A 26,973-nucleotide genomic window follows, 5' to 3' on the forward strand; every position below is an offset into this window, starting at 1 on the left:
TTGATGCGTTCGAGCATGGCCATTTTTTCGTGTTGGTCGCGGGCGCTGCCGCCGGTGTCCAGGTTGGCGACGCCGTCCAGGAACGCGCGCAGGTAGGCCAGGTCCTCGGCGTGGCTCCGTCCGGGTATCGGCGGGAGGGCGGGAGCCGGGGGCTGCCGGGCTGCCGGTGCATTGCTTTCGTCTGGAGGTTCGTCTTCCGAATCCCCTTTATGGTATTCATCGAACATATCTTCATTCTACGCCGCCGGGCCGGCAAAATGAAGGCCCGGATTGCGATCAATCAGGCATAAAGATCCATGTCATAGGCTTATTTTGGTTATCCACAGAATTGCGCAGGGGGCTTGACGGACGGGCCCGGACTGGGTGTCCAGGCCGCGGAAATTGCTGCTTCGCGGCCCCTGCGCGAGACAATGGTTGAATGCTTCCCTCCACCCTGACCTGGCTGCCTCAAGAGCAGTGGCTGCCCGCGGCCACTGCCCACCAAGCGCGCGCCAAGCGCTTTGGCGAGCCGTTCACAGAGCGCCGGATGAAGCGGCAGAAGCATCCGGTCGAGGATTTCCTCTTCACCTATTACACGCAGAAGCCCGGACAGCTCTACCGCTGGCACCCGGGACCCGGCGTGGTCCTGGCCGGGGAAAAGGCCCTCGAACGAGCGGATTGGAAGTTCTACCGAGAGGCCATCGACCCGGATTCCGGCGAGCGCGGCTACACGGTGGACCTGACGGCATTTGCCGGCGCCCGTGCAGAGGCGGTCCGCTTCGCCGCCATCGTCCTGGCCGGCACGGCATCGCGCCCGGGGAACTTCGCCTGCTTCGGGCTGCACGAATGGGCCATGGCCTACAAGTCGGCAGACAACGGCATCCGCCATGAATACCTGCCGCTGCGGCTGGGCTCCGCGGGAACCGATGCGGTGGTGGAGGAACACAAGATCCGCTGCACCCACTTCGACGCCTTCCGGTTCTACACCCCCGAGGCCGTGCCGCTCAATGAGCTGCAGCCGACCCGCGAGACCCAGCGGGACCTGGAACAGCCCGGCTGCCTGCATGCCAACATGGACCTGTACAAGTGGGCCTACAAGCTCACCCCTGCCGTTCCCACCGACCTGGTCATGGACTGCTTCGAGCTCGCCTGGGACATCCGCACCATGGACATGCAGGCCTCGCCGTACGACCTGGCCGCATGGGGGCAGGATCCGATCCGCATCGAAACGCCAGCGGGCAAGGCCGAGTACGTGCGCCTGCAAAAGGAGTTCGCCGACCGCTCCCAGGTCCTGCGCGGGCGGCTGCTGGCCGTTGCCCAATCCCTTCCGGTGCCACAGACTTGAGATAGGCCGGTAGCCACCGGTTCCGGCACGAGACGGGAGGGTTCGGCCATGCGGTCCAGGTCTTCCTTCATGGCAGGGGCACTGCTCGCCGGCGCCGCGATGCTGCTTTCCGGGTGCGCCGGATCCACCGGCAGCGGGACAACGCCGTTGAAGACTTCCACTTCGCCGGCGCCTTCCGCCCCACCCGGCACGGGTCCTCCGACCACGGACCTGCAGGTCTCGATTCGGGCCGACGGCGCCGTGGAGAGCGCGCACTACCGCCTCCTGTGCAGGGGGGCCGTCCCGCTGCCCGAAAGCCGGCACCCGGACGCGGCACAGGCCTGCGCCCTGGTGGCCAAGGAGCCGAAGCTGCTCACCGGTCCCCCTCGCGGCGCCAACGATGCGTGCACCATGCAATACGGCGGACCGGCGGTGGGCGTGGTGAGCGGGACGATGGATGGGCGCGCGGTGAACCGCAGCTTCGATCTGCGCGACGGATGCGGGATCGCCGACTGGCACGCGGCCCTGGCGCTGCTGGTCGACCAGCCCGCCCTGCAATGACCCCCGGCTTGCTCCGGGCTTCGCGGGCTCAGTCCTGCACGAGGTAGCGGTGCTCGGGCCGGCCCCGACTGCCGTAGGCCAATTCCAGGCGCAGCGATCCGGCCTGCACCAGATTCGCCAGGTAGCGCTGCGCGGTGGCCCGGGAGATCCCCACGGCGGTGACCACGTGCATGACGGTGGCCGGTTCGCCGGCCGCGGCAACAGCCGCCAGCACGGCCTGTTCGGTGGGGGTCGCCGCAGTGCCCGCGGACTCCTCGCCCGAAAGCAGTGCGCGTTGCGCCCGGTCGATGCCCTGCTGGTCCAGCGCCGCGGCGCCGTCCAGTTGCCGGCGATAGCGGGCGTAACCGCGCAGCCGGGTGGCGAGCATCCTGGGGTCGAAGGGCTTGACCAGGTAGCCCAGCGCTCCGCGCCTGATGGCGGTGCGCACCGCATCGACCTCGGTGGCCGCCGAGAGCACGAAGGCGTCCACGTCCAGGGTCGCCAGCAGGTCCAGCCCGGACCCCTGCGGCAGGTACACATCCAGCAGCAGCAGGTCGGGCTTGCCCTCGGCGACCGCGCGCGGCACCATCCGGGCGTCGTGCACCGGGGCCAGGGCGCGGAACCCGGGAACCGCATCCACGTAGCCGGCGTGCAGTGCCGCGACCCGGAAGTCGTCGTCGACCACCAGGACCTTGTAGTCGGTGTGCTCGCTCATCGGGTGTTCTTCCCTTCGGTGGTTCCGGCATCGGTGGACAGCACCCCGGGCAAACGGGCGGCAAAGACGGCCCCGGAGTGCGCATGGTCGGTGCTCCCCGGCCCGCCGGGGTCCGCGATCCAGACCTCGCCGCCGCGGGTGCGGGCCAGCCGGCGAACCAGCGGCAGCCCCACGCCCTGGCCGTGTTCCGGGGCATCGGGCAGCGCGCCGGTGCTGATCCCCTCGGCAAAGACGTCCAGGCCCCCCGGGACCCCGTCCCCGGAATCGGCGACGGCCAGGTGCAGCGTGGCGCCCTCGGAGAGCAGGTCGACCTCGACCCAGCGCGGAGCCGGTCCCTCCACCGCGGCGCGCAGCGCATTGTCGATCAGGTTCCCGAGCACCGCGGTGGCGTCCTGCGCGTCGACCAGGCTGCCGTAGAGCGCGCTGGCATCCCCCACCCGCAGCACCACGCCGCGCTCGTAGGCCTCGACGCCCTTGGCCCCGAGGAAGGCCCGCAGGTAGGTGTCCTCGATGGCAGCGAGGTTCTGCACGGGTTCGCGCACCGGACCGGAGGCGATGACCTCGCCGAGGTAGTCCTGGGCCTCGGCCACATCCCCGTGGTGCAGCAGCCCGGAGATGGTGTGCAGCCGGTTGGCGAATTCATGGCGCTGGGCGCGCAGGGCGCCGGCCATGGTCTGGACCGCGTCCAGCCGCGAGCCCAGGGTCTCGATGGTGGTCACGTCGCGCAGCAGCACCACCTGCCCCAGGTCGATGCCCTCGCGGGCCACCGGGTGCACGGTGGCAACCAGTGCCGCGTGCTCGGTTTCCAGGCGCAGCGTGGCTCCGGTGCCCTCGGCGATCGCGGCAACCAAAGGCGCCGGCAGCCGCGCGTCGGTGTAGGGCTGCCCGATGATGTCGGCGGACTCGTGGCGATGCGGCAGACCCAGCATGATCCGCGCGGCCTTGTTGCGCACCGACACCCGGCCGTCGGGGCCGATGCCGATGACCCCGTCGGCCACCCCGTAGAGCACCGCGTCGCGGTCCCGCAGCAGCTGCGCCATCTCGGCAGGTTCCAGCCCCAGGGTCTGCGCCTTGAGCCGGCGCACCAGCCAGCGGGTCGAAGCCGCGGAAAGCGCCAGGGCCCCGAGGCCCAGCCCGAGCACCCAGGCACCTGCGGTGCGCAGCCGCGCGGCCAGCTCCTGGACGCCCACCCCGACGCTGATCTCGCCCGCCACGGTCGCGTCGTCCGGGGCGAAGACCGGGACCTTGGCGCGCACGGATTCGCCCAGGGTCCCGTATTCGCGGGATACCGACTCGCGCCCGGACAGTGCGGCGGGATCGGTGGAGACCTTCCGGCCCAGCAGGGAGGGGGTCGGGTGCGCCAGGCGGATCCCGCGGTCCTCGGTGACCACCACGAAGAACGCACCGGTGCGCACCCGCACGCCCTCGGCCGCCTGCTGCACGTACCCGGTGCGCAGCGCCGCGGCGTCCAGCGTTTCCGCATCGGCGTAGCGCCGCACCTGCGTCCGGATCTCGGGGTCGGCGGCCAGCGTGCGCGCAATGGCCAGCGCGCGTTCCTGGGCCTGTTCGTTGACGCGCTGGACGGTCACCCACATGGCACCGGCCGCGGCGGCAAGGATCATCAGCCCCACCACAACGAATTGCAGGGTCATGATGCGGGCGGCGAATCCACGCCCGGGCTTCGGCTCCGGAGGCATGGAACCCAGTCTAGGACCTCGGGTGGGCTTTATGAGCAAAAAAGGATTTAGGGGAAGAAGCGGGGCTTGTGGGCACAACCACACCACCGTGATGCGCACCACGTAGCGTTGTGTTCCACGGCGCGATCCACCGGTGAAAGCACCCCCAGCCGGTCGCAAGCCAACTCCCCCTCACCCGCGTTACACCCCCATTTAAGGAGATCCCCATGCTGGTAGCACTCGGGTTCCTGATGGTCGCCACGTTCATGGCGCTCATCATGACCAAGCGCATGACCCCGTTGCTGGCGCTGATCATCGTCCCGACCGTCTTCGGCCTCTTCGCCGGCGCCGGACTCGGACTGGGCGACATGGTCATGGATGCCGTGAAGTCGATGTCAGGCACCGCCGCCCTGCTGATGTTCGCCATCATGTACTTCGGGATCATGATCGACGTGGGGCTCTTCGACAAGCTGGTCGACGGCATCCTGCGCCTGGTCGGCAACGACCCGGCCAAGGTCGTCATGGGCACCGCGCTGCTCACCGGGCTGATCTCCCTGGACGGCGACGGCTCCACCACCTTCATCGTGGTCACCGCCGCGTTGCTGCCGATCTACCAGCGCCTGGGCATGAGCCCGGTGGTGCTGACCTGTGTGGCCGGGCTGACCAACGGCACGCTGAACATCGTGCCCTGGGGCGGGCCGACCGCCCGCGCCGCCGCGGCGCTGCACGTGGATGCCTCCGCGGTGTTCGTCCCGATGATCCCGGCACTGGCCGTGGGACTTGTCGTCGTCTTCGGCTTCGCCTGGGCCATGGGCATCGCCGAGCGCAAGCGCCTGCAGCGCGAGGACCCGCTGCGATGGGGCCCGGGCTCGGTCATGACCGGCGGAACCGGCGGCTCCAAGGACTCCGGCAACGCCAAGACCCCGACCGGCGGCCGCGGCGTCGCCCTGCTGGAAAAGGTCGCCGTGCGCGGCGACGGCACCGAATCCGCCACCATGGACGGCACGGTCCTGGACCCGACCCGCGAGACCCTGCGCCCGAAGCTGTTCATCTTCAACCTCTCGATGACCGTGGCCATCTTCGTGCTGCTGATCGCCGACGTGCTGCCGCTGTCCTACCTGTTCATGATCGGCACCGCCGTGGCGCTGCTGGTGAACTTCCCGCGCATCTCCGACCAGGCCAAGATGATCGCCTCGCACTCCTCCGAGGTCATCGCCGTGGTCTCCATGGTGCTTGCCGCAGCGGTGCTCACCGGCGTGCTCTCGGGCACCGGCATGGTCGATGCCATGAGCACCTGGCTGGTCGACGTCATCCCGACCTCGATGGGCCCGTACCTGGCGATCCTCACCGGCATCATCTCGATCCCCGCCACGTTCTTCATGAGCAACGACGCGTTCTACTTCGGCATCCTGCCGGTGCTCACCGAGGCCGGCGCACACTACGGCATTCCCGCCGTGGACATGGCCCGCGCCTCGATCACCGGCCAGCCGGTGCACATGCAGTCCCCGCTGGTTCCCGCGATCCTGCTGCTGGTCTCGATGTCCCGCGTCGATCTGGGCGACCACCACAAGAAGGTCCTGTGGCGCGCACTGGTCGTCTCCCTGGTGATGCTCACCGTGGGCGTGCTCATCGGCGCCATCGGCATCGGCTAGGAAACGCCGCGCCAACCACGCGGCACGCCACGGGGCGGGGAACCTGAAAAGGTTCCCCGCCCCTTTGCGTGCCGCCGGCCCTGCGCGCTTAACGTCCCCGAAACGGGCGTGTGGAAAACTGGAAGAACGGATCAAGAGGAAGAGGCACACCCCCATGGAATTCCTGCTGTTGCTGGTCGGGTTGCTCTTCGGGACGGTGCTGGTGGCGGGCCTGGGCGAACGCATCCGCCTGCCCTACCCGATCCTGATGCTGGTCTTCTCGGCCGGGGCGGCATTCCTGCCGTTCATTCCCGAGGTCCACATCAACCCCGAGCTGATCCTGCCGCTCTTCCTGCCCCCGTTGCTCTATGCCGCGGCCCAGCGCAGCTCCTGGTCGATCTTCCGGCTGCGCTGGCGCTCGCTGGTGCTGTTGGCCGTACTGCTGGTTCTGGCGACCTCCGCCGCCGTGGCGGGCGTCGCCTGGCTGATGGTCCCGACCATGGCGCTTCCGGCGGCCATCGCCCTGGGTGCCATCGTGGCCCCGCCGGACCCGGTGGCCGTCGAGGCCGTTGCCGGCAAGGTGAAGATGCGCCGCCGGCTTCTCACGGTGCTGCAGACCGAGGGACTGTTCAACGACGCGATGGCCATCGTGATCTTCCAGGCGGCGGTTGCAGCGGCCATGGGCGGCGGCGAGGTCGGCTGGGACGTGGTGCCGAAGTTCCTGATCGGGGCGGCCGGAGCCATCGTGCTGGGCCTGGGCATGGCCTGGCTGGTCGGGGCGCTGAACCGCTTCGTCCCGGACCTGGTGGCCCGTTCCGCCACCACGCTGGTGGCACCCTACGCCGTCTACCTGCTGGCCGAGGAGGTCCACCTCTCCGGCGTCGTCGCCGTGGTGGTCACCGCGCTGGAGCTGGGCCGCCGCGCCCGCCCGCAGGACTCCGAGGAACGCCTGACCCGCACCGCTTTCTGGGACGTGGTGGAGCTGCTCACCACCGGGGTCGCCTTCGGTCTGGTCGGCATCGAGATGCGCTACATCATCCAGGACGAGGGGGCGAACCTGCTGACGTTCATCCCCGGCATCGCGGCCATCTGCGCCACGGTGGTGCTGGTCCGCTTCGTGTGGATGATGGCGATGTTCAAGATCGGCGGAACCGAGCGCAAGTCCAAGACCCCGGGCTCGCTGAAAGAGGTGCTGGTGCTCTCCTGGTGCGGCATGCGCGGGCTGGCGACCCTTGCGCTGGCGTTGGCGCTGCCGGCCACCGTGGCCAACGGGCAGCCGCTGGAAGGCCGGAACTTCGTGATTGCCACCGCCTGCGCCGTGCTGATCACGACCCTGGTGCTGCCGGGCCTGACGCTGCCGGCGCTGATGCGTGCGCTGAAGCTGCCCAACGACCACGCAGCGGAAGAACGCAAGCAGCGCTCGCTGGCCCGCCGCGCGGAAAAGGTCGCCCTGGAGACCATGAAGCGCTCCACCGCCGCGTCGGCGCTGCCGCAAAAACGCCGCGACGCGCTGGCCCGGCGCATGTCCTCGCTGCACACCATCCTGGAGGCCGACCTCGAGGCGGACCCGGAGAAGATGCTGCGCCTGAAGCAGATCCTCACCGTCATGGACGACGTGCAGCGCGAGGCGCTGGACGCCGCGCGCTCGGAGATGCTCAAGGCACGCAACGAACCGGGCAACGACCCCGAGCTCGTGGACCGGGTGCTGCGCCGGCTGGATCTGCGCACCGTCACGCTGGACCAGTGACGCCAGGCGGCGGACCGCTGGAGGGAACCCCCACGGGGCGGTAGTGTGGTGCAAACCACACTACCGCCTCTCTTTTTTGGAGGAAACCGTTGTACATTCCAGGTCACTCCAACGAATCCGCAGTCAAGGGACCGAAGGCCGAGAACCTTGCGTTGGTGCGCCCGGACCTCGGCGAACGGCAGGCGGCCGCGCTGGCGCGGTGCTTCTTCGGGCTGGATGCCGACGCGGTCGAGCTGGGCAGCAACCAGGACCGGAACTTCCTGCTCACCTCCGGCGACGGCCGACGCCGGGTCCTGAAGGTGGACAACGCCGTCTTCGGCGAGCAGGAGCTGCTGGCCCAGAACCAGGCCGCCGCGCTCTTCGCCTCCGGCGCCGCGGGCGAGGGCATTTCCGCGGCCCGGGCCCTACCCGGCCTCGACGGGCAGGCCCTGCAACGGGCCCCGGACGCCGGGAACACCGTGGCGCACCTGCGGCTCTTCGAATTCGTCGCCGGCGGCACGCTTCTGGAAGCCGGATACCTGGGCGATGCGACGCTTTCCGGGCTGGGCAGCCTGGCCGCGGCCGTCACGCGCACGCTGGAAGACTTCGGGCACCCGGGGCTGGAACGCGAGCTGCAATGGGACCTGCGCCGCGGGTTCGAGGTGGTGCAGCGGCGGCTCCCGGCCATCAAGGACGCCGCCAAGGCGAAGGCGGTTGCCGCGGCTGCGCAGGCTGCCCGGCGGTTGCTGGCTCCGCTCGCGGACTCACTTCCGGTCCAGCCCATCCACGGCGACCTGACGGATGACAACATCGTCGGCTTCGGCATCGACCCGGATTCGGGTCGGCCGCGGGGAACTTTGATCGATTTCGGCGACCTGGGCCACGGCTGGCGCGTGGCGGAGCTGGCGGTGCTCTGCACGTCACTGCTGCACCACCGCCCCGGCCAACCGCTGTCCGTGCTGGCGACCGCAGCCGCGTTCCACCGCGAGAACCCGTTGTCCGAGGCCGAGGCCCGGGCGCTCTGGCCGCTGCTGGTGCTGCGGGCCGCGGTGCTCATCGCCTCCGGCTGGGAGCAGGTGGGTTTGGAGGCCGACAACGTCTACGCGGTCGAACGCATGGACCACGAGTGGGCGATCTTCGCCGCGGCCACGGCCCTGCCGCTGGAGGTCGGCACCGAGGCGACCATGGCGGCCCTCGGCTTCCCCCGGAGCAACCCCGCCACCGAGGCGGCGCCGATGGTGGCGCTGGACGGACACGCCGTGCTGGACCTGGGCGTGGAATCCCCGCTGCTTGATGCCGGGCGTTGGACGGAACCCGGCATCGAGGCCGAACTGCTCACCGCGGCGCTGGATGAACACCCGATTCTGCTGCTGCCGCAGGGGAGGGCCCGGCTGACCCGGACCGTCCCCGATGCCATGGAACCCGCGGCGACCATCCCGTTGGCCCTCCAGCTCTACACGCGCGAACCGCTCGGCTTCACCTCCCCGTGGGACGGCCGGCTGGTTGCCGGCACCGCCCGGGTGGAAGTGGTTGCCGGCTCCGGCGAGCGCATGGTCCTGGACGGGGCGCTGCCCGAAGGACCATCGCGGCACGTGGTCCGCGGCGAGTTCATTGCCCGGATCCCCGCGCGGTCCTCCACGGAGCGGGAGCTGCCCGCACCGGTGTCTCTCCAACTGCTGTCAGCCGGGGCTCCGGACGAGGTTCCCCTGTTCACGACCCCGGAGCCGGCCGAGGCATGGCTGCGCCTGGCCCGGGACCCGGCCGGGCTGCTCGGGCTGGAAACGGAAGGCCCCGCCGCCGGCCCGCATGCGGAACAGGACCGCCGCAACGCCCTGCTTTCCCCCGCCCAGGAGCGCTTCTTCGAGAACCCGCCGCAGTTCGAGCGTGGCTGGCGCCACCACCTGGTGGACACGACGGGCCGCGCCTACGTGGACCTGGTCAACAACGTCACCTCGATCGGGCACGGGCACCCCGCGGTTGCCGATGCGGCCGCGGCCCAGCTGCGGCTGCTGAACACCAACTCGCGTTTCCTCTACCGCTTGCTGGCCGACTATTCCCGGCGGCTTGTCGATCTGGCTCCTGCGGGATCCGGGCTGGACACCGTCCTGCTGGTCAACAGCGGATCGGAGGCCGTGGAACTCGGGCTGAAACTGGCCCGTGCCGCCACGGGCCGGGACACCGTCCTCGCCCTGCGCGAGGCCTACCACGGGTGGTCGATGGCCGCCGACGCCGTGACCACCAGTGCGTTCGACAACCCGCACGCCTCCGGCAGCCGCCCCGAGTGGGTTGAACTGCTGGAGGTCCCGCACCCGCTGCGCGGCAGCCACACCGGCCCGGACGCCGGTCCCGCGTACGCGGCAGATGCCGCCGCGCGCATCGCCGAGCTGGGCGCGGCGGGCACCCCCGTCGGGGCGTTCATCGCCGAACCGGTGCTCGGCAACGCCGGCGGCGTGCTGCTGCCGGACGGCTACCTGGCCGGGGTCTACCGGGCCGTGCGCGCGGCCGGCGGGGTGTGCATCGCCGACGAGGTGCAGGTCGGGTTCGGACGCATGGGGCGCCAGTGGGCGTTCGAGCTGCAGGACGTGGTCCCGGACATCGTCACCATCGCCAAGCCCATGGGCAACGGCTTCCCGCTCGGCGGAGTGCTCACCACCCGGAAGATCGCCGAGTCCCTGGTGAACGAGGGCCAGTTCTTCTCCTCCACGGGCGGCTCCCCCGCGGCCTGCCGGGTGGGCATCGCGGTGCTTGACGTGCTGCGCGACGAGAAGCTCATGGAGAACGCGGCCCGGATGGGCGACTACCTGCTCCAGAGGCTCACCGGGCTGGCAACGCGCCACCCGATCATCGGACACGTGCACGGCACGGGGCTGTTCCTGGGCGTCGAGCTGATCAAACCCGGGATCGGCAACGAGCCTGCCGTGGAGGAAACCCTGCTGGCCTGCGAGCGGCTGCTGGGCCTGGGCATCATCACCCAGCCCACCTCCGAGCGGCGCAACGTCCTGAAGATCAAGCCGCCGCTGTGCCTGACGCGCGAAAGCGCCGACTTCGTACTCGGCGCGCTGGACCGGGTGCTGGCCGGCCTGCCTCGCACGCCCTAGTCAGGGCAGGTTCGGAAGCCGGATAGCGGACCTCGGTTCCGGGCGCCTCTGGCCGCGATGCCTCCGGGGGAATCAGCCTCCAGACGCATTTTGTCCAGGCTGGACGGGTTGGGGCCGTGGTTGGATGGTCCCATGACCGCCACTCCAGCATTGGCACCCCTGCCCAAGCTCGCCGCGGGCGACCGGGTGGCGGTGCTCCCGCCGTCCTTTGCCACCCCGGGCTGAGACGACCACATCACGCCCACGCCGCACCTTGATGCGAGGCTGGTGGCCGCGAACCCCAAGCCGTTCTTCGGCTGCAGCGACAACACCAACCTGCTGAACCGGCTCTGGTGCCACGGGGTGCCGGGCACCTACGGCGGGTCGACGCAGGTTCATCTGGGCGCGGGGCCCGGCACTTCCGGGGACTTCGGGCCGGACCGGCGTTCCCCCGAGGCCCTGACCGGTTTCGGCGACCGGGAACCCACCGAGCCGTGGCGGTGGGCCGGGCCCGAACCGACCGTGGAGGGCCTGACCTGGGGAGGCGGCTTCGAGGTCGTCGACCAGCTCACCGTCGCGGACCGGCTCATCAAGAGGAGGCTGCGGGCACTGGGCGAACGCGGGCTGCTCGCGGCCGTCGCCGGAGCCGTCATCGCCCGGGCGCCGGTGGGCACGCATGAATCGGTGCCGCCCAGCGCGAGGCGGTGTTCGAGGAGTTTGCACGCTACAACAACGATGCCGTCGTGTGCACCGGGGTTCCCTTCGGACACACCGGTCCGCAGTGGGTCCTGCCCTACGGCGGAACAATGCTGCTCGATGGCCGGCAGCAAACAAACACCGCCGACCACTTCCGACTCGCCGAGGGTCAGTCGGTGAATTCGGTCAGCACGATCTTGCCTCCGGCATGCCCGCCCATGCTCTGCGTGATGGCGGCCGCGGCCTGCTGCATCGGATAGCTGGAGACCACGCGCACGGAGAGCTTGCCCGCCTCGACCAGTGCATCGAGCCGCGCGAGCTCGCGCCCGTCGGGCCGCACCCAGATGTAGGCCCCGCCGTGTTCACCCACGGTGCCGTCGGCGATCGAGGCGTGCTTCCCCGATTCCTTGAGCACCGCCAGGGTGTCCTCGAGCGCGCCGCCGTGGAAGTCCGCCACCGCGTCGACCCCTTCCGGGGCCAGCGCGTGCACCGCGTCGACGAGCCCCGCACCATAGGTCAGCGGCTCGGCGCCGAGGGACGCGAGCAGTTCGTGGTTCCTTTCCGAGGCGGTGGCCAGCACCCGGACCCCCGCGGCCTTTGCGATCTGGATCGCGGCCTGACCGACGCCGCCGGCTCCGTTGTGGATCAACACGCTCTGCCCGGGGGCAAGTTCCAGGGCGTCGAGGGCGCGCAGCGCGGTCCCTCCGGTCAGCGGCAGCGCGGCAGCCTCCTCGAAGGAGAGCTGCTTCGGCTTGTGCGCCACGGCCCCGGCAGGCAGGGTGATGTATTGCGCGAAGGAGCCGATGCCCACGGTGTCACGGCGGCCGTAGGCGTGGACCTCGTCGCCGATGTTGAACTCGGGGGTGTCGAAGCCGACGGCGTCCACGACGCCTGAAACATCCCAGCCGGGGACCGCCGGGAAATCCACCTCCATGATGGGGTCGAGGTATCCGGCCATGACCTTCCAGTCCACCGGGTTCACCCCGGCCGCCTTGATCTTGATCCGCACCGTTCCGGGGCCGACCTTCGGCAGCGGAAGCTCGAGCTGCTCCAGCTTCTCCACTCCGCCGTACCCGGAGTAGGCCATCGCCTTCATCGTGAGTGCTTCCATGGTGTTCCCGCTTTCCTGGTGTTCCCGCTTTCCTGGTTGTCGTCTTCCATTATGGCCAACCGCGCGAAGGCCCGAATTATTCTCCGGGCCCGGCGGTGCAAGCCCCCGCGACTTATACCCGTGATCCGGGCTTTTCGCGCCGGCCTCGGCCTAGACTCGTTTCAACCACCCGTTTCAGGGGTGCAGCCAAGAGCCCAAGGAGCCAGTTCAGATGATCATTGCCGTGCCCAAGGAAACCAAGGACAGCGAACTGCGCGTGGCCATCACCCCTGCCGGCGTTTCCGAGTTCGTTGCGCACGGACACCAGGTCGTCGTCCAGGCCGGCGCCGGGATCGGGTCGGGGATCGATGACGCGCACTACCTCGAGGCCGGCGCGCAGATCGCCCCGGACGCCGCGGCCACCTGGGCCGCCGGCGACATGGTGCTCAAGGTCAAGGAACCTGTCGCCTCCGACTACGGATTCCTGCGCGAGGACCAGGTCCTCTTCACCTACCTGCACCTAGCGGCCTCTCCCGAATGCACCGACGCGATCCTTGCCGCGGGCACCACCGCGATCGCCTACGAGACCGTACGCCGCGGCCCGTCACTGCCGCTGCTGGCGCCGATGAGCGAGGTCGCCGGACGGCTGGCGGCGCAGATCGGCGCCTTCACCCTGCAGCAGCCCTCCGGCGGATCGGGCATCCTGATGGGCGGGGTCCCCGGGACCCGTCCGGCCAAGGTCGTGGTGATCGGCGGCGGTGTCGCCGGCGAAAACGCGGCAGCAGCCTCGGCCGGTCTCGGTGCGGATGTCACCATCTTCGACGTGAACCTGGCCCGGCTCAAGGAGATCGACACCGACTACCGCGGCCGGGTCAAGACGCTGGCTTCCTCGAAGCACGCGATCGCCCGCGAGGTCGCAGATGCGGACCTGGTCATCGGTTCGGTGCTGATCCCCGGTGCCGCTGCCCCGAAGCTTGTCACCCTGGAAATGGTCGAGAAGATGCGCCCGGGTTCGGTGCTGGTCGACATCGCCATCGACCAAGGCGGTTGCTTCGAGGGCTCGCACCCCACCACGCATGCAGCACCCACCTACAAGGTGCACGATGCCCTCTACTACTGCGTGACCAACATGCCCGGGGCCGTCCCGCAAACCTCCACCGCCGCGCTGACCAACGCCACCCTGCCCTACGCGCTGCGCATTGCGGACAAGGGCTGGAAGCAGGCCATGGTCGAGGACGAGGGCCTCGCCAACGGGCTGATGGCCCACGCCGGAGATGTGGTCTTCGCTCCTGTCGCAGCGGCGCTGGGCAGGGAACACGTTTCGATCCAGAGCGTGCTGGCCGGGGCCTGACACCACCTACTTCAACTACCCACACTATCTACTTCAACAATCAATGGTTAGAGTTGGTGTTGTGAGTAGTGTGAGTAGTGACAGTCAATCCACGTCCACCCGATACGGAGATCTTGCAGGGCTGGTCGCTCGCTTGCGCTCGATTGGCTCTGACTCCCGCTACGTCGAGGTGAAGGCCGCTGCCGGGGGATTTCCCAAGTCCGTCAGAGAAACCATTAGCGCTTTCAGCAACAGTGCCGGTGGCGGACTAATAATCCTGGGAATCGATGAACGTACCGGATTCACCCTGGCAGAGGGGTTTGACGCTGAATCCTCAGCAGAAGCTGCCATTGCCATGGTCCGCCCACGCAAACTTAAGGAAGAGTCTGGCGCGCTGACACCCGCCCCTGTCGCAGAGGTAGACATCGTTCCTTTCGAAGGCGGGCGATTGGTACTCATTGATATCAGCGAACTTCAACCTCATCAAAAGCCTTGCTTTGTCACCGACAAAGGTCTCCTCAACGGAAGTTACCAAAGGCTTCATGACGGCGACCATCGTCTGAATGAGTACGAAGTCTTTGCGCTGCAAAGCAATCAGCGGCAACCACAGGACGACATCCAGCCCGTAACGGATGCTTCATGGGAAGATCTCGACGCCGGAGCCATACAGGAGTTCCTTAACAGACTGCGTACCGGACGGGCCCCCATATTCGCAAAACTAAGCGACGAAGAAGCCCTTATCCGCAATGGAATCCTCGCGGCCGACGGTACGACCCCGACCCTCGGCGGGTTACTTAGCTTTGGAATTTACCCACAACAGTACTTTCCACAATTGATGATTAGCGTTGCGGAGTTTCCCGGCACGGACAAGGGAACAGTGCTCGCAGGTGTGAAACTCCTGAATCGTCAAACCCTTGACGGAAGCATCCCTCTGATGCTGGAGGGCGCCGTGACCGAAGTCATCAAATCCCTAAAGACTCGTCGAGTGGTCCGCGCTTCAACCGTCGACGAAGTCCCCGAAATTCCTGTGACAGTAATACGCGAGGCGATAGCCAATGCCCTAATGCACCGCGACTATTCTGCATACACACAGGGTGAGCAGATCCGTATCGAACTATTCGCCGACCGTCTCGTCATTGAAAATCCTGGCGGAATCTACGGCGGGAGAAATCGGGAAGACCTCTGGAAAGGGAGCTCATTGTCCCGAAACGGAACGTTGGCACGCCTCTTGCCGCTCGTGAGGATGCCGGGTAGCGAAACGACAGTCTCGGAAAATCTCGGCACCGGGCTACAGACCATGCTGCACGGCATGCGTGAAATGGGGCTGGATGCCCCGATCATACGGTCAACCTTGCAGCAGTTCAGCATCACGCTTCCCAGATACGGCCTAATGACGGAAAGCGTCCGTGAATGGATTCACCAGATCGGGGCAGACGGTTTGCCTATCGATCACCAACGAATACTTGCGCTGCGTGATTCCAACGAGCCCCTATCCGTAAGCAACATCCGCCAGCGACTTGCCATAGATGGGGAAGACGTACGTGACATCCTTGAGTCGCTCGTTGCCGAGGGCTGGCTCAGTTATCCACAACGCCGCAACGAGCCGTATCCGGAAGGCCCCCGGCTACTTGAAATCCCTGGCATATCCACCCATGCTCGGCCAGGAACCGAAACAAGAGCGAACGCTGAAGCTCGAATCAGAGCGTGCTTTGAAGCACACGATGAGCTCAACACGCAGTCATTGGCAACCATGACAAATCTTCATCAAAACACTGTTCGGCGTCATATCCGCCAGCTCACCGAGAGCGGGTGGCTAATCGGCATTGGCTCTCCGACAAGCCCACGAAGGACATACAGAAAAAAGTAGGTTCGGAAGGGATTCTTCCTCGAACCCATCGCTGCGGAGCTTGGGACAGAGACCCGAACCCCGCAACTACTGCAACTACTCTCAACACCTACTTCAACAATGGTTGAGTAGATGTTGAGAGTAGTGTGAGTCAGTGGTGTGAGCAAGCCTCGCAGCTACATGCCAGTGCCTTAATCGTCGCCGTCGAGGTAGTACCAGTGCCCGCCCTCGCGCACGAAGTCACTGACCTCATGCTGGGAGTTGGACTGGTTCAGCAGTCGGTAGTGCGCCTCGAACTCGACAACACCGCGATCGTCGAAGGGGCCGCCTGCCTCGGTGCGGATGATGTCCAGGTCCTGCCAGACAATGGCCTCGTCGAGCTCAAGCTCGGCCGGGCGGGTGTCGGGGTGCCAGGTGGCCAGCAGGAATTCCGGCAGGCCCAGTGCAAAGGCGCTAAAACGTGAACGCATCAACGCAACGGCGGTTCCGGGCCACTGCGGGGACCCAGGGTCGCTGAATCCGTGGTGATATCGGCCACAGCAGGATCCGTAGGATTCCCCCGAATTGCAGGGGCAGCGCGAGTCTTTTTCCATTGAACAAGCTTAAGGGCAGCAGGAAGCGCAAAATACCGACTTATCACCCCTCCAACCAAACGTCGAGAAGCAGACACGAAATCCACGTAGCTACCGCGTGCCGGTAGACTTAGCAGGCAAGCTCGCGGAGCGCCCCCACCCTTGGCGTGAGACGGCACGTCCGCGGGCGATTAACCACCCCTCGCGCACAGGAGAACCCGGATGCCCCGGATCGTTGTTGATGTTATGCCCAAGCCCGAAATCCTTGACCCGCAGGGCAAGGCCATCGTTGGCGCACTTCCCCGCCTCGGCTTTACCGCTTTCAGCCAGGTCCGCCAGGGCAAGCGCTTTGAACTGACCGTTGAGGGCGAGGTCACCGAGGAAATCCTGGCCCAGGCCCGCACCGCGGCCGAGACCTTGCTCTCGAACCCGGTCATCGAAGACGTTGTCAACGTCGAGGTTGTCGCAGACTAATGAGTGCAACCGAACTTCCATTGATCGGCGACTATTCGACGCCGAATACCGAGCTCTCGGGCGCCCGCATTGGTGTTGTCACCTTCCCCGGAACCCTTGATGACCGCGACGCAGCCCGCGCGATCCGCGTGGCGGGTGCCGAGGCAGTATCCCTGTGGCACGCCGACGCCGACCTGCAGAACGTCGACGCAGTCATCATCCCGGGTGGCTTCTCCTACGGCGACTACCTGCGTGCAGGTGCCATCGCCCGCTTCGCACCGATGATGGGCAACATCATCGACGCCGCGAACTCCGATGCCAAGCTGCCCGTGCTGGGCATTTGCAACGGCTTCCAGATCCTGACCGAATCGCACTTGCTGCCGGGCTCCATGGTGAAGAACGACCACCTGAAGTTCCTCTGCCGCGACCAGGTCCTGCGCGTGGAAAACAACACCACCGCCTGGACCAACCAGTACGGCCTGGGTGAGGAAATCACCATCGTGCTGAAGAACCAGGACGGCCAGTACGTCGCCGACGAGAAGACCCTCGACGCCCTCGAGGCCGAGGGCCGCGTGGCCTTCAGCTATGTCGGCTGGAACCCCAACGGGTCCCGCCGCAACATCGCCGGCATCACCAATGCCGCGGGCAACGTGGTCGGCCTCATGCCGCACCCGGAGCACGCAGTGGAGGCCGGATTCGGCCCCGACCACACCGGAACCGACGGACTTGGGTTCTTCACCTCCGTCCTGACCCACCTTGTTGGAGGCCAGAAGTGAGCGCCGCAGAGCAGACCGCAGAGCAGAAGAAGTTCAACATGGACACCGTGGCCAACGCCGCGGCCACCCCTGACACCGAACTTCCCTGGGCCGAACTCGGCCTGAAGCAGAACGAATTCGAAGAGGTCGTCAAGGTCCTGGGCCGCCGCCCGACCGCTGCCGAGCTCGCCATGTACTCGGTCATGTGGTCCGAGCACTGCTCCTACAAGTCCTCGAAGAACCACCTGCGCCAGTTCGGCGACAAGGTCACCGAGGAAATGAAGAAGGACATGCTCGTTGGCATCGGCGAAAACGCCGGCGTGACCAACCTGGGCGACGGCTGGGCCGTGACCTTCAAGATCGAATCGCACAACTCCCCCACGATGATCGAGCCGTACCAGGGTGCGGCAACCGGCATCGGCGGCATCGTGCGCGACATCATCTCCATGGGCGCCCGCCCGGTGGCCGTGATGGACCCGTTGCGCTTCGGTGCAATCGACCACCCGGACACCGCACGCGTGATCCACGGTGCCGTTGCCGGCATCGGTGGCTACGGCAACTCGCTGGGCCTGCCGAACATCGGCGGCGAGGTCGTCTTCGACTCCGTCTACCAGGGCAACCCGTTGGTCAACGCACTGGCAGTTGGCATCATGCGCCACGAGGACATCCGCCTGGCAAACGCTTCCGGCCTTGGCAACAAGGTGGTGCTCTTCGGTGCACGCACCGGCGGCGACGGCATCGGCGGCGCCTCGATCCTTTCCTCCGAGTCCTTCGACGACACCAAGCCGTCCAAGCGCCCTGCCGTCCAGGTGGGCGACCCGTTCGCCGAGAAGGTGCTCATCGAGTGCTGCCTCGAGCTGTTCAAGGGATCCCTCGTTGAGGGCATCCAGGACCTCGGCGCCGCGGGTATCTCCTGCGCCACCTCGGAACTGGCCTCCAACGGCGACGGCGGCATGGACATCGAACTGACTTCCGTGCTGCTGCGCGATCCTTCGCTGACCCCGGGCGAGATCCTGATGTCCGAGTCGCAGGAACGCATGATGGCCGTGGTCTCCCCGGAGAACGTGGCAGCCTTCGAGGCCGTCATGGACAAGTGGGCCGTGGAGTACTCATGGCTCGGCGAGGTCACCGACACCAACCGCCTGGTCATCAAGTGGGACGGCGAGGTCATCGTCGATGTCGACCCGCGCACCGTGGCACACGACGGCCCGGTCTACGACCGCCCGTACGCGCGTCCGGAGTGGCAGGATGCGCTGCAGGCCGACACCTTCAAGGCCTCCGAGGCCGGGAAGAACCTGCCTGCCACCGGCGGGGAACTCAAGGCAGCACTGGTTGAGCTGATGTCCAGCCCGAACATGTGCTCCAAGTCCTGGGTCACCAACCAGTACGACCGCTATGTCGGCGGCAACACCGCCCTGGCAACCCCGGATGACGCCGGCGTGATCCGCGTTGACGAGGAGACCGGCATGGGTGTGGCCCTGGCCACCGACGCCAACGGCCGCTACACCTTCCTGGACCCCTACCACGGCGCGCAGCTGGCCCTGGCCGAGTCCTACCGCAACGTCGCCACCTCCGGCGCCGTGCCGCTGGCCGTCTCCGACTGCCTGAACTTCGGTTCCCCCGAGGACCCGGATGTCATGTGGCAGCTCGCCGAGGCCATTCGCGGCCTCTCCGATGCCTGCATGGAGCTCGGCGTCCCGGTCACCGGCGGCAACGTCTCCCTGTACAACCAGACCGGCGCAACCCCGATCCACCCGACCCCGGTCGTGGCGATGCTGGGCAAGTTCGACGACGTTGCACGCCGAACCCCCTCGGGCTGGCGCGCGGATGCCGACGGGCAGGCCATCTACCTGCTGGGTACCACCTTCGACGAGCTGGACGGTTCGGAATTCGCGAACATCCGTGGACACCTCGGTGGCCTGCCGCCGAAGGTCGACCTCACCGCCGAGAAGACCCTGGGTGCGATCCTGATCAACGCCAGCCGCGATGGCATGATCGACTCGGCGCACGATCTCTCCGAGGGTGGCCTCGGCGCCGCACTGGGCGAGATGGCCCTGCGCTACGGCGTTGGCGCCCGCGTGGCCCTTGACGACCTGTGCGAGCGGGACGGCGTTGACGCTTTCACCGCGCTGTTCTCCGAATCGCAGGCCCGCGCCATCGTTGCGGTTCCGCGTTCGGAAGAGGTTCGCTTCAACGACATGGCCACCGCACGCAACTTCCCGGTGGTTCGCCTCGGTGTTGTTGATGCCTCGGCCACCTCGCTGGAGATCCAGGGTCAGTTCGACCTGGACCTGAACGAACTGAGCGAAGCCCACGAGGCCACGCTGCCGAAGTACTTCGGCTAAGCGATAGCACTCTGCTGATAGCGGGGGCGTCGGGGATTTTCCCCGGCGCCCCCTCAGTTGCTTAACAGCTTCTACCGTTTCAGGTTCTGTCGTCGAATGAAATCGGACATGCCCGGGACGGTAAACGCGATTTCGCCGTATTCGGGTGAGTAGACCAGACCCTTGGCGATGAGCTGGGCACGATGCGGCCCCAAGCTTGTCACTTTCGTCCCCAGTCGCTCTGCCACAACTCGAGTACTGGAAGGCCCCTCTCCATCTTCGGCCATTGCGAGCATATATTCACGCTCTTTTGGCGTGGCCCGATCCCACCGGGACGGAAAGAAGCCCGAATCGAGCCGCTGCAATCCCGCATGAATTGCTGCAGTGGCATCGTCGTGTTGAAAAGGATGCGAAGTCGCCACATTCCACATGGCACTGCCGAATTCTTGAATGAAATAGGGATAGCGCCCGGATGCCTTCACGAGCAACGCCAATGCTTCGTCAGAGTATGTGGGACCATCGGATTTTGCCGGTATCACAAATGACTCCTCGGTTTCTGATTCCGAAAGTTTACCGATTACTCGATAGTCGAAAAGTCGCTCTGCGTAGCTCCTAGCGTCGGCTAGGCGGGCCGGCAAATTGGGCAACCCCGCACCAACGACGAAGAACGGCAATTCATCTTGTCCGGCATGATGTTGCGCGGCTACCAGTGCTACCAGCAACTCTTCGTCAAGGTCTTGCATCTCATCGATAAAGATCATAAACCCTTGGCGGGCCGCTCGCATCGCACGGGCCACATCCTCCATGACGTCCCTCAAGTCGATGTCCACCACGCCAGTACGGGCCCGCGAGGGGTCTAATTCCACACCAAGGGATATCCCCGATACGCCAAAGGTGGCCCCAAAAGACGAAACTGTTCGAAGCATGGATTTGAATACGGCTTCGCCGGAGCGTGGCACATAGCGCCGCGAGGCGATTTGCAGTTCTCGAGCAAGGACGTTCCGCACATCCCTGGCCGCGGACGCGCCGGCCTGGGCTTCGATCTTGATCGTCAGCCAGTCGTGCGCCAGGGCTATTCCTCGCAACCGGTTAAGTAGCACGGTCTTTCCCACACCACGCAATCCGCTGAGCATCAGGGATCGGCTGTGACGCGACAATTTTGTTCGAGCTACCAGGAGGTCGAAGGCATCAATTTCAGCTTGCCTACCCGCCAAGAAGGGTGGCGGAACGCCAGATCCCGGGCTGTAGGGGTTTAGTTCGGGTTCCAGCCATTGATTATGACAGGTTATGAGGGCTTATTAGAAGAATCCTTATAAGTCCTCATAAGCACCTACAAGATATCGGCAACGTCCGTGTCAAGCGCCGTGGCGCCGGATTCAACAACATGGGAATCGCGCACCATCTTCCCGTTACGCCACCCCGGTGCAGTTGAGGCACTGGGGCTGCGCGGGAGGACCAATGGGAACCTCCTGCACCCCAAACCCCTCACGCAACAGGCAGCCCCAGGCTTGCGTGGCCGTGTCGGATCGTGAAGCGCCAGAGCGTGGCGTGAGCGCCTCGACGCGATTTCCGAAAGGATCGCGGCAATGGAATCTTTCGCAGCATTCAAAGGTGTACCGCTCTTCCCAGGAGAAATCGAAGCCGGCCGCCTGGATCCCGGCGGCCAGCTCTTCAAGGCACGCCACGGATTCCACAACGAATGCGGGGTGCGACTTCTTGCCGGGCGCAAATCCCGGTTCGACACCCACATGGATTTCTGCCACGACGACCTCCCCGTCGAAGGCGCGGAACCAGCAGCCCCCGCGATCGGCAAGGGATGGTGGCTTGTTGACCTCCTTCAGGCCCAGGGCGCCGGCGTGGAACGCGCGAGCTTCTTCCTCCGCGCCCGGCGGCATCGAAACCTGAACGTGATGCAATCCCATCGTGCCTCCGCACCCGTTGACTTGCTTGGCAGTCCATGGGGCGACCGCACCGCCGGGCCCTCCGCAATGCCGCTGCTCGGCGCCACCCGGAGATTCGGCAGCCGTCACGCGTCCACAGGCACTTGTGAGCCACGTCGCCTTGCCGTAGAGTTCTACGTCACAGGCCAGTGTTCGACTATAGAATCCAAAGTTCTAATATAGAACAGTAGCGTTGGCCAACAGACATAGACCTGCGAAAAGAGGAAAGCCCCGTGCAGTTCCACCACCACGGTTACGTATCCGGTGACCCGCGTATCAAGCCAGCCGCCGGAGTCGGCATCAACCGCCCGGAGGAACTTCCCGAGGAAGTCGACGTGCTCATCGTCGGCTCGGGCCCCGCCGGCATGCTCACCGCCGCCCAGCTGGCCCAGTTCCCGGGCATCACCACCCGCCTGGTCGAACACCGCGGCGGTCGCCTGGAGATCGGCCAGGCCGACGGCATCCAGGCCCGCAGCGTGGAAACCTTCCAGGCCTTCGGCTTCGCCGAGCGCATCACCGCCGAGGCCTACCGAATCACCGAGATGGCGTTCTGGCGCCCGGACACGCAGAACCCGAAGAACATCGTGCGCGGCGGCCGCGCGGTGGACGACGAGAACGGCATCAGCGAATTCCCGCACCTGATCGTCAACCAGGCCCGCGTGCTGGACTACTTCGCCGAGGTCGCCCGCAACTCCCCCACCCGACTGGTGCCCGACTACGGCTGGGACTTCCAGACCCTCGAGGTCTCCGAGACCGGCGAGTACCCGGTCAAGGTCACCCTGGTACGCAGTGCCGGACCGGATACGGGCGCCGAAAAGATCGTGCACGCAAAGTACGTGGTCGGCGCCGACGGCGCCCGCTCCAAGGTCCGCTCCTCCATCGGATGCACCATGGCCGGGGACAAGGCCAACCACGCCTGGGGTGTCATGGACGTGCTGGCCTCCACCGATTTCCCGGACATCCGCCTCAAATGCGCCATCCAGTCACACGACGGCGGCTCGATCCTGCTGATCCCCCGCGAGGGCGGACACCTCTTCCGCATGTACGTGGACCTGGGCGTGGTGCCCGAGGACGACAACGGCGCGGTCCGCCAGACCGGCATCGAGCAGATCATCGCGCATGCGAACCAGATCCTGACCCCCTACACGCTGGAAGTGCGCAATGTCGCCTGGCACAGCGTCTACGAGGTCGGCCACCGCCTGACCGACCGCTTCGACGACGTCCGGGTCCAGGACATCGGCACCCGCACCCCGCGCGTGTTCATCACCGGGGACGCCTGCCACACGCACAGCGCCAAGGCCGGCCAGGGCATGAACGTTTCCATGCAGGACGGCTTCAATATCGCATGGAAGCTGGCCCACGTGCTCGAGGGCCGCAGCCCCGAGTCCCTGCTGGCCACCTACTCGGCCGAACGCCAGGTCGTCGCGAAGGACCTCATCGACTTCGACAAGACCTGGTCCACCATGATGGCCAAGAAGCCCGAGGAATTCGAGAGCCCCTCGGACCTTGAGGACTTCTACGTGCGCACCGCCGAATTCCCGGCCGGCTTCATGACCGAGTACGCGCCCTCCATGCTCACGGGGACACCGACGCACCAGGAACTGGCCACCGGGTTCCCGCTGGGCAAGCGCTTCAAATCCGCCATGGCCTCCCGGGTCTGCGACACCAACCCGATGCAGCTGGGCCACCACGCCACGGCCGACGGGCGCTGGCGCATCTATGTCTTCGCCGATCCCGCCGCCCCGGGCAGCGGCTCGAAGGTGGACGAACTGGCCGCGTGGCTCTCCACCGCGCCGGACTCGCCGCTGGCCGCAACGCCTGCCGGACTCGACGAAGACGCCTGGTTCGATGTGAAGGTCATCTACCAGCAGAAGCACGAGGACATCGACATCAACGCGGTCCCCCGGGCCTTCAAGCCCGAGGTCGGCCCGTTCAAGCTCACCGACTACGAGAAGGTCTACGGAATGGTCCCCGGCGCGGACATCTTCGAGACGCGCGGGCTCGCGCGCGAGGGCGTCATCGTCGTCGTGCGCCCGGACCAGTACGTCGCCAACGTGCTGCCGCTGGATGCCACCGAGGAACTGGGTGCGTACTTCGCGCAGATCCACTCCGGAGTGCCCACTGTCGCGAAGGCCTGACCCACCCCCGGCCATCCAATCCCGCCAGGCCCGATAGCCCCGGCGCAGTTCCCGCCCTCGAGGGCGGGATCTGCGCCGGGGGCCCGACCACTGCTCCGCACCGCACCCGGGCCCCCGAACGTCCCCCTGCGGATTTCCTTGGATCTTGCACTTCAGCAGGCCACAAGGGAATAATCCCACAAATGCATGTGTTTGCATGTATATAGGCGGTTATCCCCGCTTCATCAAGGGAAAGGAATTCCACAGTGCAGAGGTTCGAAGGAAAGTCAGTCATCATCACCGGTGCCGGCTCCGGCCTGGGCCGGGCGGCCGCCATCCAGGTCGCCAAGGAAAAGGGCAAGTTGGCCTTGGTCGACTTGAACGCCGCCGGGCTGCTGGAAACCGAAAAAGAAATCCGCGCGGTTGCCCCGGACACGGAGATCCTCTCGCTGACGGCAAACGTCGCCAACGAGTCCGAGGTCCAGAACTATGTCTCCGAAACGCTCAAGCGTTTCGGCTCGATCGACGGTTTCTTCAACAATGCCGGCATCGAAGGCAAGCAGAACCCCACGGAGGACTTCGGCTCGGAGGAGTTCGGCAAGGTCGTCGGCATCAACCTCAACGGCGTCTTCTACGGGCTCAAGCACGTCCTGAAGACCATGCGCGAGCAGGGCTCCGGTGCCGTGGTGAACACCGCATCCGTCGGCGGCATCCGCGGCGTGGGCAACCAATCCGGCTATGCCGCGGCGAAGCATGGCGTGGTGGGCCTGACCCGCAACTCCGCCATCGAATATGGCCAGTACGGTATCCAGATCAACGCCATCGCCCCGGGCGCCATCATGACCCCCATGGTCGAGGGGTCGCTCAAGCAGATGGACCCCGAAAACTGGGAACAGGTCGGCAAGGCGTTCGTCGAGCCCAACCCGATGAAGCGTTTCGGCAAGCCCGAGGAGGTCGGCCAGCTGGTCGCCTTCCTGCTTTCCGGAGATGCCGGCTTCATCAACGCGGCGGTCATCCCGATCGATGGCGGCCAGTCGTACAAGTACTGAGTCACCGAGTGCCCGGCCGGGCACTGGCATGATTCGGGCCCCCGCAGCCAAACTGCGGGGGCCCGCTTGCGTCCGGGTTCGGCGGCGGCGCTAGCCGAGGTCGACGACCTCGAACTCGAGCAGCTCCGCACCGCTGGAAACCGGCGCCTGGGCGGAGTGGTCGTGGCCGGCACGGTTGTCTCGCCAGTTCTCGAAGTCCTCGCGGGTGGCCCACTGCGTGTAAACAAAGTAGCGGTCCTCCCCGGCGACCGGGCGCAGCAGCTTGAATCCCTCGAATCCCGGGGAGCCGTCCACTGCATGCTTGCGGGCCGCGAAACGCGCTTCGAGCTCGGGCCCGGCCTCGCCGGGAACCTTCAGGGCGTTGATGACAACGATGGACATTTGTGCTCCTTCCGGGCCCGGCATCCGCGCTGGGCCGCTTGTCCTTCCAAGCTACCGCACGCCGCCGCGTCCGGCCGGGCCAGGTGGCGCCCGGCGTCCGGGTCACCTGGCCTCGCGGTCCCACAACCCGTTCTCCAGGGCGAAGAGCGTGGCGGAGACGCGGTTGGCCGCACCGGTCTTGAGGTAGATGTGCTCGATGTGGTTCCGGACGGTTTTCGGGGAGATGACCAGGGCCGCGGCAATCTTCTGGTGGTCCATCCCCCGGCACAGCAGCCGCAGCACCTCGATCTCGCGGGCCGTCAGCCCGCCGGGTCCGGCCCCGGGCAACCGTCCCCCGGCGCCCGCGGCCGCGACGAGCACCGCCTCGACCGATCGGGCCTCAAGCCTGCCGGAGTCGGCCTCGGCGCGCAGGCGCAAGCCCGCCGCCCGGGCATCCAGCGCCGCCCGGTGCGGGCGCGGCTCCAGGTACGTTTGGTAGGCATCGACGGCCGCAATCAGGCGTTGGCTCGGATCCAGCTCGGAGGCGGTGCGCCCCAGCGGGTAGCCCGAACCGTCCAGCCGCTCGCGGTGCGCCCCCGCCACCTGCCCCACGCGCCGCATGCCCGGCACCCGGGCGAGGACCCTTTCGCTGAGCAGCGGGTACATGTCCAGGTGTTCGCGCTGGATCCCCGAGAGCTCCCCCGGGGCATCCCACAAGGCGTTGGACACCCCCATCCTCCCCAGGTCGTGCACCCATCCGGCTTGGCGCAGCACCCGGGTTTCGTCGGCGCCCAGCCCATAGCTGGCCGCCGCGCCGGCGGCCAGGGCCGCCACGGCCCTCGAATGCCCGATGGTCCACGGGGATTTCAGGTCGGCAAAATCGCCCATGGCCTCCAGCACCGAGTCCAGTTCCGCCCCGGCCAGGGCTGCGTCCCGGGGCGCGGAATCCAGCACCCGCGGCCAGGGGTCGGCCTCCAGCAACCCGTGGGCCAGCTCAGCGGCCCGGGCGCAGAACAGGTCGGCGAGCGCCGGGTCGAATTGGGTGCCGCGGCGGGCCCTTGCCATGGCCACGGCCCCGTCCAGGCCCGCGGTGCGCAGGTGGACCTCGACGGTGTCGGCCAGTTGCGCGATCCGCATTTCCAGCGGGATCTGCACCCCGGATCTCCCTGCCGGCAGTCCCCGGCCGTCCCAGCGCTCAAAGGTGTGCGCAAGGATCACCGGCAGGCTTTCGTCCAGGCCCACGCGTGCGGCCAGCCGGCCGGCGGAGGTGCAATGCGAAGAGATCAGGTCCCGCACGGACGAGCGTGCGGTGGCGATGAACCGGGCACGCGCCACGGCCCGTTGCCCGCCCGGCAGATCCGCGGCCGTGTGGCGCACCATCATCGAGAGCATGGGCAACCCGGTGGCATCGATGAGGTAGTAGTCAAAGCGAAACCCGATGTCGTCGCCGAAGAGCGCGGCCAGCTCGAATGAATCGGCGTGGCAGCCGATCCAGGCCAAAAGGTTCGCGTAGTAGATCCGCTCGCGCACCTCCTGGTCGACGTCCAGGGCCTCCGCGATCCGCAGCCCCAGCAGGGTCGCGCGCATCATGTGTTCCATGGGCTGGCCGAGCCCCAGGTCGATGGCCAGCGAGAGCGCGGCCAGCAGTTCGCTGCGGCGCGGGGCGGGCCCGGGAACCGGCGGCAGCGCAGCGGATTGCGCTCCGGGCCCAGCGGGCCCCGAAAACGCGTCCGATCCCTGTCTGGCCACGAAACAAGTTTACGACGCGGGCCC

Annotated in this window: 22 protein-coding genes; 13 read left to right on the top strand and 9 right to left on the bottom strand. The window is 66.8% G+C overall.

Annotation, left to right across the window (positions count from 1 at the left end; all coding sequences use genetic code 11):
* The coding region (locus DQ353_RS17805; protein ID WP_220094057.1) for a hypothetical protein at nucleotides 1-227 on the bottom strand (227 nt) is incomplete at its 3' end.
* A gap of 191 nt (nucleotides 228-418) precedes the next feature.
* Here DQ353_RS17805 and DQ353_RS17810 point away from each other — a divergent pair.
* Both DQ353_RS17810 and DQ353_RS17815 read left to right on the top strand, forming a co-directional pair.
* Nucleotides 419-1,324, top strand: coding sequence for a 3-methyladenine DNA glycosylase (locus tag DQ353_RS17810; RefSeq protein ID WP_113764532.1), 906 nt, complete (start codon nucleotides 419-421; stop codon nucleotides 1,322-1,324).
* 48 nt (nucleotides 1,325-1,372) lie between these two features.
* Nucleotides 1,373-1,864, top strand: coding sequence for a serine protease inhibitor (locus tag DQ353_RS17815; RefSeq protein WP_113764533.1), 492 nt, complete (start codon nucleotides 1,373-1,375; stop codon nucleotides 1,862-1,864).
* Between the two features lie 28 nt (nucleotides 1,865-1,892).
* Here the strand turns inward: DQ353_RS17815 and DQ353_RS17820 are convergent, their stop codons facing one another.
* Together DQ353_RS17820 and DQ353_RS17825 are read right to left on the bottom strand one after the other, a co-directional pair.
* Nucleotides 1,893-2,558, bottom strand: a complete 666-nt coding sequence (locus DQ353_RS17820; protein WP_113764534.1) for a response regulator — start codon at nucleotides 2,556-2,558, stop codon at nucleotides 1,893-1,895.
* Nucleotides 2,555-4,255, bottom strand: a complete 1,701-nt coding sequence (locus DQ353_RS17825) for a sensor histidine kinase (protein WP_113764535.1) — start codon at nucleotides 4,253-4,255, stop codon at nucleotides 2,555-2,557. Before DQ353_RS17825 ends, DQ353_RS17820 begins: the two co-directional genes overlap by 4 nt.
* Before the next feature lie 206 nt (nucleotides 4,256-4,461).
* Between DQ353_RS17825 and DQ353_RS17830 the strand changes: the two genes are divergently transcribed.
* The 4 genes from DQ353_RS17830 to DQ353_RS22650 all read left to right on the top strand — a co-directional run bounded on the left by DQ353_RS17830 (nucleotide 4,462) and on the right by DQ353_RS22650 (nucleotide 11,544).
* On the top strand, nucleotides 4,462-5,886 hold the full coding sequence (locus DQ353_RS17830) for a CitMHS family transporter (RefSeq protein ID WP_113764536.1): 1,425 nt from the start codon (nucleotides 4,462-4,464) through the stop codon (nucleotides 5,884-5,886).
* A 154-nt stretch (nucleotides 5,887-6,040) separates the two neighbouring features.
* Nucleotides 6,041-7,612, top strand: a complete 1,572-nt coding sequence (locus tag DQ353_RS17835; protein ID WP_113764537.1) for a Na+/H+ antiporter — start codon at nucleotides 6,041-6,043, stop codon at nucleotides 7,610-7,612.
* An 89-nt stretch (nucleotides 7,613-7,701) separates the two neighbouring features.
* Entirely contained in the window at nucleotides 7,702-10,689 is a 2,988-nt protein-coding gene (locus DQ353_RS17840; RefSeq protein ID WP_286166887.1) for an aminotransferase, read from the top strand.
* A 267-nt stretch (nucleotides 10,690-10,956) separates the two neighbouring features.
* Complete coding sequence (locus DQ353_RS22650) at nucleotides 10,957-11,544, top strand: hypothetical protein (protein WP_353616710.1); 588 nt, start codon at nucleotides 10,957-10,959, stop codon at nucleotides 11,542-11,544.
* Here the strand turns inward: DQ353_RS22650 and DQ353_RS17850 are convergent.
* On the bottom strand, nucleotides 11,534-12,475 hold the full coding sequence (locus tag DQ353_RS17850) for an NADP-dependent oxidoreductase (protein ID WP_113764538.1): 942 nt from the start codon (nucleotides 12,473-12,475) through the stop codon (nucleotides 11,534-11,536). The genes DQ353_RS22650 and DQ353_RS17850 overlap by 11 nt on opposite strands.
* A 211-nt stretch (nucleotides 12,476-12,686) precedes the next feature.
* On the opposite strand from DQ353_RS17850, the gene ald reads away from it, so the two are divergent.
* Nucleotides 12,687-13,805, top strand: coding sequence for an alanine dehydrogenase (gene ald / locus DQ353_RS17855; protein WP_113764539.1), 1,119 nt, complete (start codon nucleotides 12,687-12,689; stop codon nucleotides 13,803-13,805).
* A 70-nt stretch (nucleotides 13,806-13,875) separates the two neighbouring features.
* On the top strand, nucleotides 13,876-15,651 hold the full coding sequence (locus DQ353_RS17860; RefSeq protein ID WP_220094058.1) for an ATP-binding protein: 1,776 nt from the start codon (nucleotides 13,876-13,878) through the stop codon (nucleotides 15,649-15,651).
* A 170-nt stretch (nucleotides 15,652-15,821) separates the two neighbouring features.
* On the opposite strand, the gene DQ353_RS17865 is transcribed toward DQ353_RS17860, so the two are convergent.
* Entirely contained in the window at nucleotides 15,822-16,223 is a 402-nt protein-coding gene (locus DQ353_RS17865) for a YchJ family protein (protein WP_113764541.1), read from the bottom strand.
* A gap of 201 nt (nucleotides 16,224-16,424) precedes the next feature.
* Here DQ353_RS17865 and purS point away from each other — a divergent pair, with 201 nt between their 5' ends.
* The 3 genes from purS to purL are packed head-to-tail and all read left to right on the top strand — an operon-like array spanning nucleotide 16,425 to nucleotide 19,755.
* Complete coding sequence (gene purS / locus DQ353_RS17870) at nucleotides 16,425-16,676, top strand: phosphoribosylformylglycinamidine synthase subunit PurS (RefSeq protein WP_071214694.1); 252 nt, start codon at nucleotides 16,425-16,427, stop codon at nucleotides 16,674-16,676.
* Nucleotides 16,676-17,431, top strand: a complete 756-nt coding sequence (gene purQ, locus DQ353_RS17875; protein WP_113764542.1) for a phosphoribosylformylglycinamidine synthase subunit PurQ — start codon at nucleotides 16,676-16,678, stop codon at nucleotides 17,429-17,431. The genes purS and purQ overlap by 1 nt, the downstream gene beginning before the upstream one ends.
* A gap of 38 nt (nucleotides 17,432-17,469) precedes the next feature.
* Nucleotides 17,470-19,755, top strand: a complete 2,286-nt coding sequence (purL, locus tag DQ353_RS17880) for a phosphoribosylformylglycinamidine synthase subunit PurL (protein ID WP_113764554.1) — start codon at nucleotides 17,470-17,472, stop codon at nucleotides 19,753-19,755.
* Nucleotides 19,756-19,826: 71 nt separating this feature from the next.
* Here the strand turns inward: purL and DQ353_RS17885 are convergent, their stop codons facing one another.
* Nucleotides 19,827-20,948: an ATP-binding protein gene (locus tag DQ353_RS17885; RefSeq protein WP_286166888.1), complete on the bottom strand. Its 1,122-nt coding sequence runs from the start codon at nucleotides 20,946-20,948 to the stop codon at nucleotides 19,827-19,829.
* Between the two features lie 195 nt (nucleotides 20,949-21,143).
* Complete coding sequence (locus DQ353_RS17890; RefSeq protein WP_113764544.1) at nucleotides 21,144-21,656, bottom strand: VOC family protein; 513 nt, start codon at nucleotides 21,654-21,656, stop codon at nucleotides 21,144-21,146.
* A gap of 251 nt (nucleotides 21,657-21,907) precedes the next feature.
* On the opposite strand from DQ353_RS17890, the gene DQ353_RS17895 reads away from it, so the two are divergent.
* The gene (locus DQ353_RS17895) at nucleotides 21,908-23,812 is read left to right on the top strand and encodes an FAD-binding monooxygenase (protein WP_113764545.1); all 1,905 of its coding nucleotides are present in this window, start codon (nucleotides 21,908-21,910) and stop codon (nucleotides 23,810-23,812) included.
* 245 nt (nucleotides 23,813-24,057) lie between these two features.
* Complete coding sequence (locus tag DQ353_RS17900) at nucleotides 24,058-24,840, top strand: SDR family oxidoreductase (RefSeq protein ID WP_113764546.1); 783 nt, start codon at nucleotides 24,058-24,060, stop codon at nucleotides 24,838-24,840.
* Nucleotides 24,841-24,930: 90 nt separating this feature from the next.
* On the opposite strand, the gene DQ353_RS17905 is transcribed toward DQ353_RS17900, so the two are convergent.
* Nucleotides 24,931-25,221 carry an antibiotic biosynthesis monooxygenase family protein gene (locus tag DQ353_RS17905; protein WP_113764547.1) on the bottom strand — a complete coding sequence of 97 codons (291 nt, stop codon included), beginning with the start codon at nucleotides 25,219-25,221 and terminating at the stop codon, nucleotides 24,931-24,933.
* 102 nt (nucleotides 25,222-25,323) lie between these two features.
* Nucleotides 25,324-26,949, bottom strand: a complete 1,626-nt coding sequence (locus DQ353_RS17910) for an HD domain-containing phosphohydrolase (protein ID WP_286166889.1) — start codon at nucleotides 26,947-26,949, stop codon at nucleotides 25,324-25,326.
* Nucleotides 26,950-26,973 lie beyond the last annotated feature (24 nt).

This window comes from Arthrobacter sp. AQ5-05 (genome assembly GCF_003287975.1).
GTDB lineage: Bacteria > Actinomycetota > Actinomycetes > Actinomycetales > Micrococcaceae > Paeniglutamicibacter.

Coding starts and splice junctions, on each gene's coding strand:
- DQ353_RS17815 (WP_113764533.1), top strand. CDS start 1,373: ATGCGGTCCAGGTCTTCCTTCATGGCAGGGGCACTGCTCGCCGGCGCC.
- DQ353_RS17865 (WP_113764541.1), bottom strand. CDS start 16,223: ATGGAAAAAGACTCGCGCTGCCCCTGCAATTCGGGGGAATCCTACGGA.
- purL (WP_113764554.1), top strand. CDS start 17,470: ATGGACACCGTGGCCAACGCCGCGGCCACCCCTGACACCGAACTTCCC.
- DQ353_RS17830 (WP_113764536.1), top strand. CDS start 4,462: ATGCTGGTAGCACTCGGGTTCCTGATGGTCGCCACGTTCATGGCGCTC.
- DQ353_RS17820 (WP_113764534.1), bottom strand. CDS start 2,558: ATGAGCGAGCACACCGACTACAAGGTCCTGGTGGTCGACGACGACTTC.
- DQ353_RS17890 (WP_113764544.1), bottom strand. CDS start 21,656: ATGGGATTGCATCACGTTCAGGTTTCGATGCCGCCGGGCGCGGAGGAA.
- DQ353_RS17850 (WP_113764538.1), bottom strand. CDS start 12,475: ATGGAAGCACTCACGATGAAGGCGATGGCCTACTCCGGGTACGGCGGA.
- ald (WP_113764539.1), top strand. CDS start 12,687: ATGATCATTGCCGTGCCCAAGGAAACCAAGGACAGCGAACTGCGCGTG.
- purQ (WP_113764542.1), top strand. CDS start 16,676: ATGAGTGCAACCGAACTTCCATTGATCGGCGACTATTCGACGCCGAAT.
- DQ353_RS17825 (WP_113764535.1), bottom strand. CDS start 4,255: ATGCCTCCGGAGCCGAAGCCCGGGCGTGGATTCGCCGCCCGCATCATG.
- DQ353_RS17905 (WP_113764547.1), bottom strand. CDS start 25,221: ATGTCCATCGTTGTCATCAACGCCCTGAAGGTTCCCGGCGAGGCCGGG.
- DQ353_RS17835 (WP_113764537.1), top strand. CDS start 6,041: ATGGAATTCCTGCTGTTGCTGGTCGGGTTGCTCTTCGGGACGGTGCTG.
- DQ353_RS17810 (WP_113764532.1), top strand. CDS start 419: ATGCTTCCCTCCACCCTGACCTGGCTGCCTCAAGAGCAGTGGCTGCCC.
- purS (WP_071214694.1), top strand. CDS start 16,425: ATGCCCCGGATCGTTGTTGATGTTATGCCCAAGCCCGAAATCCTTGAC.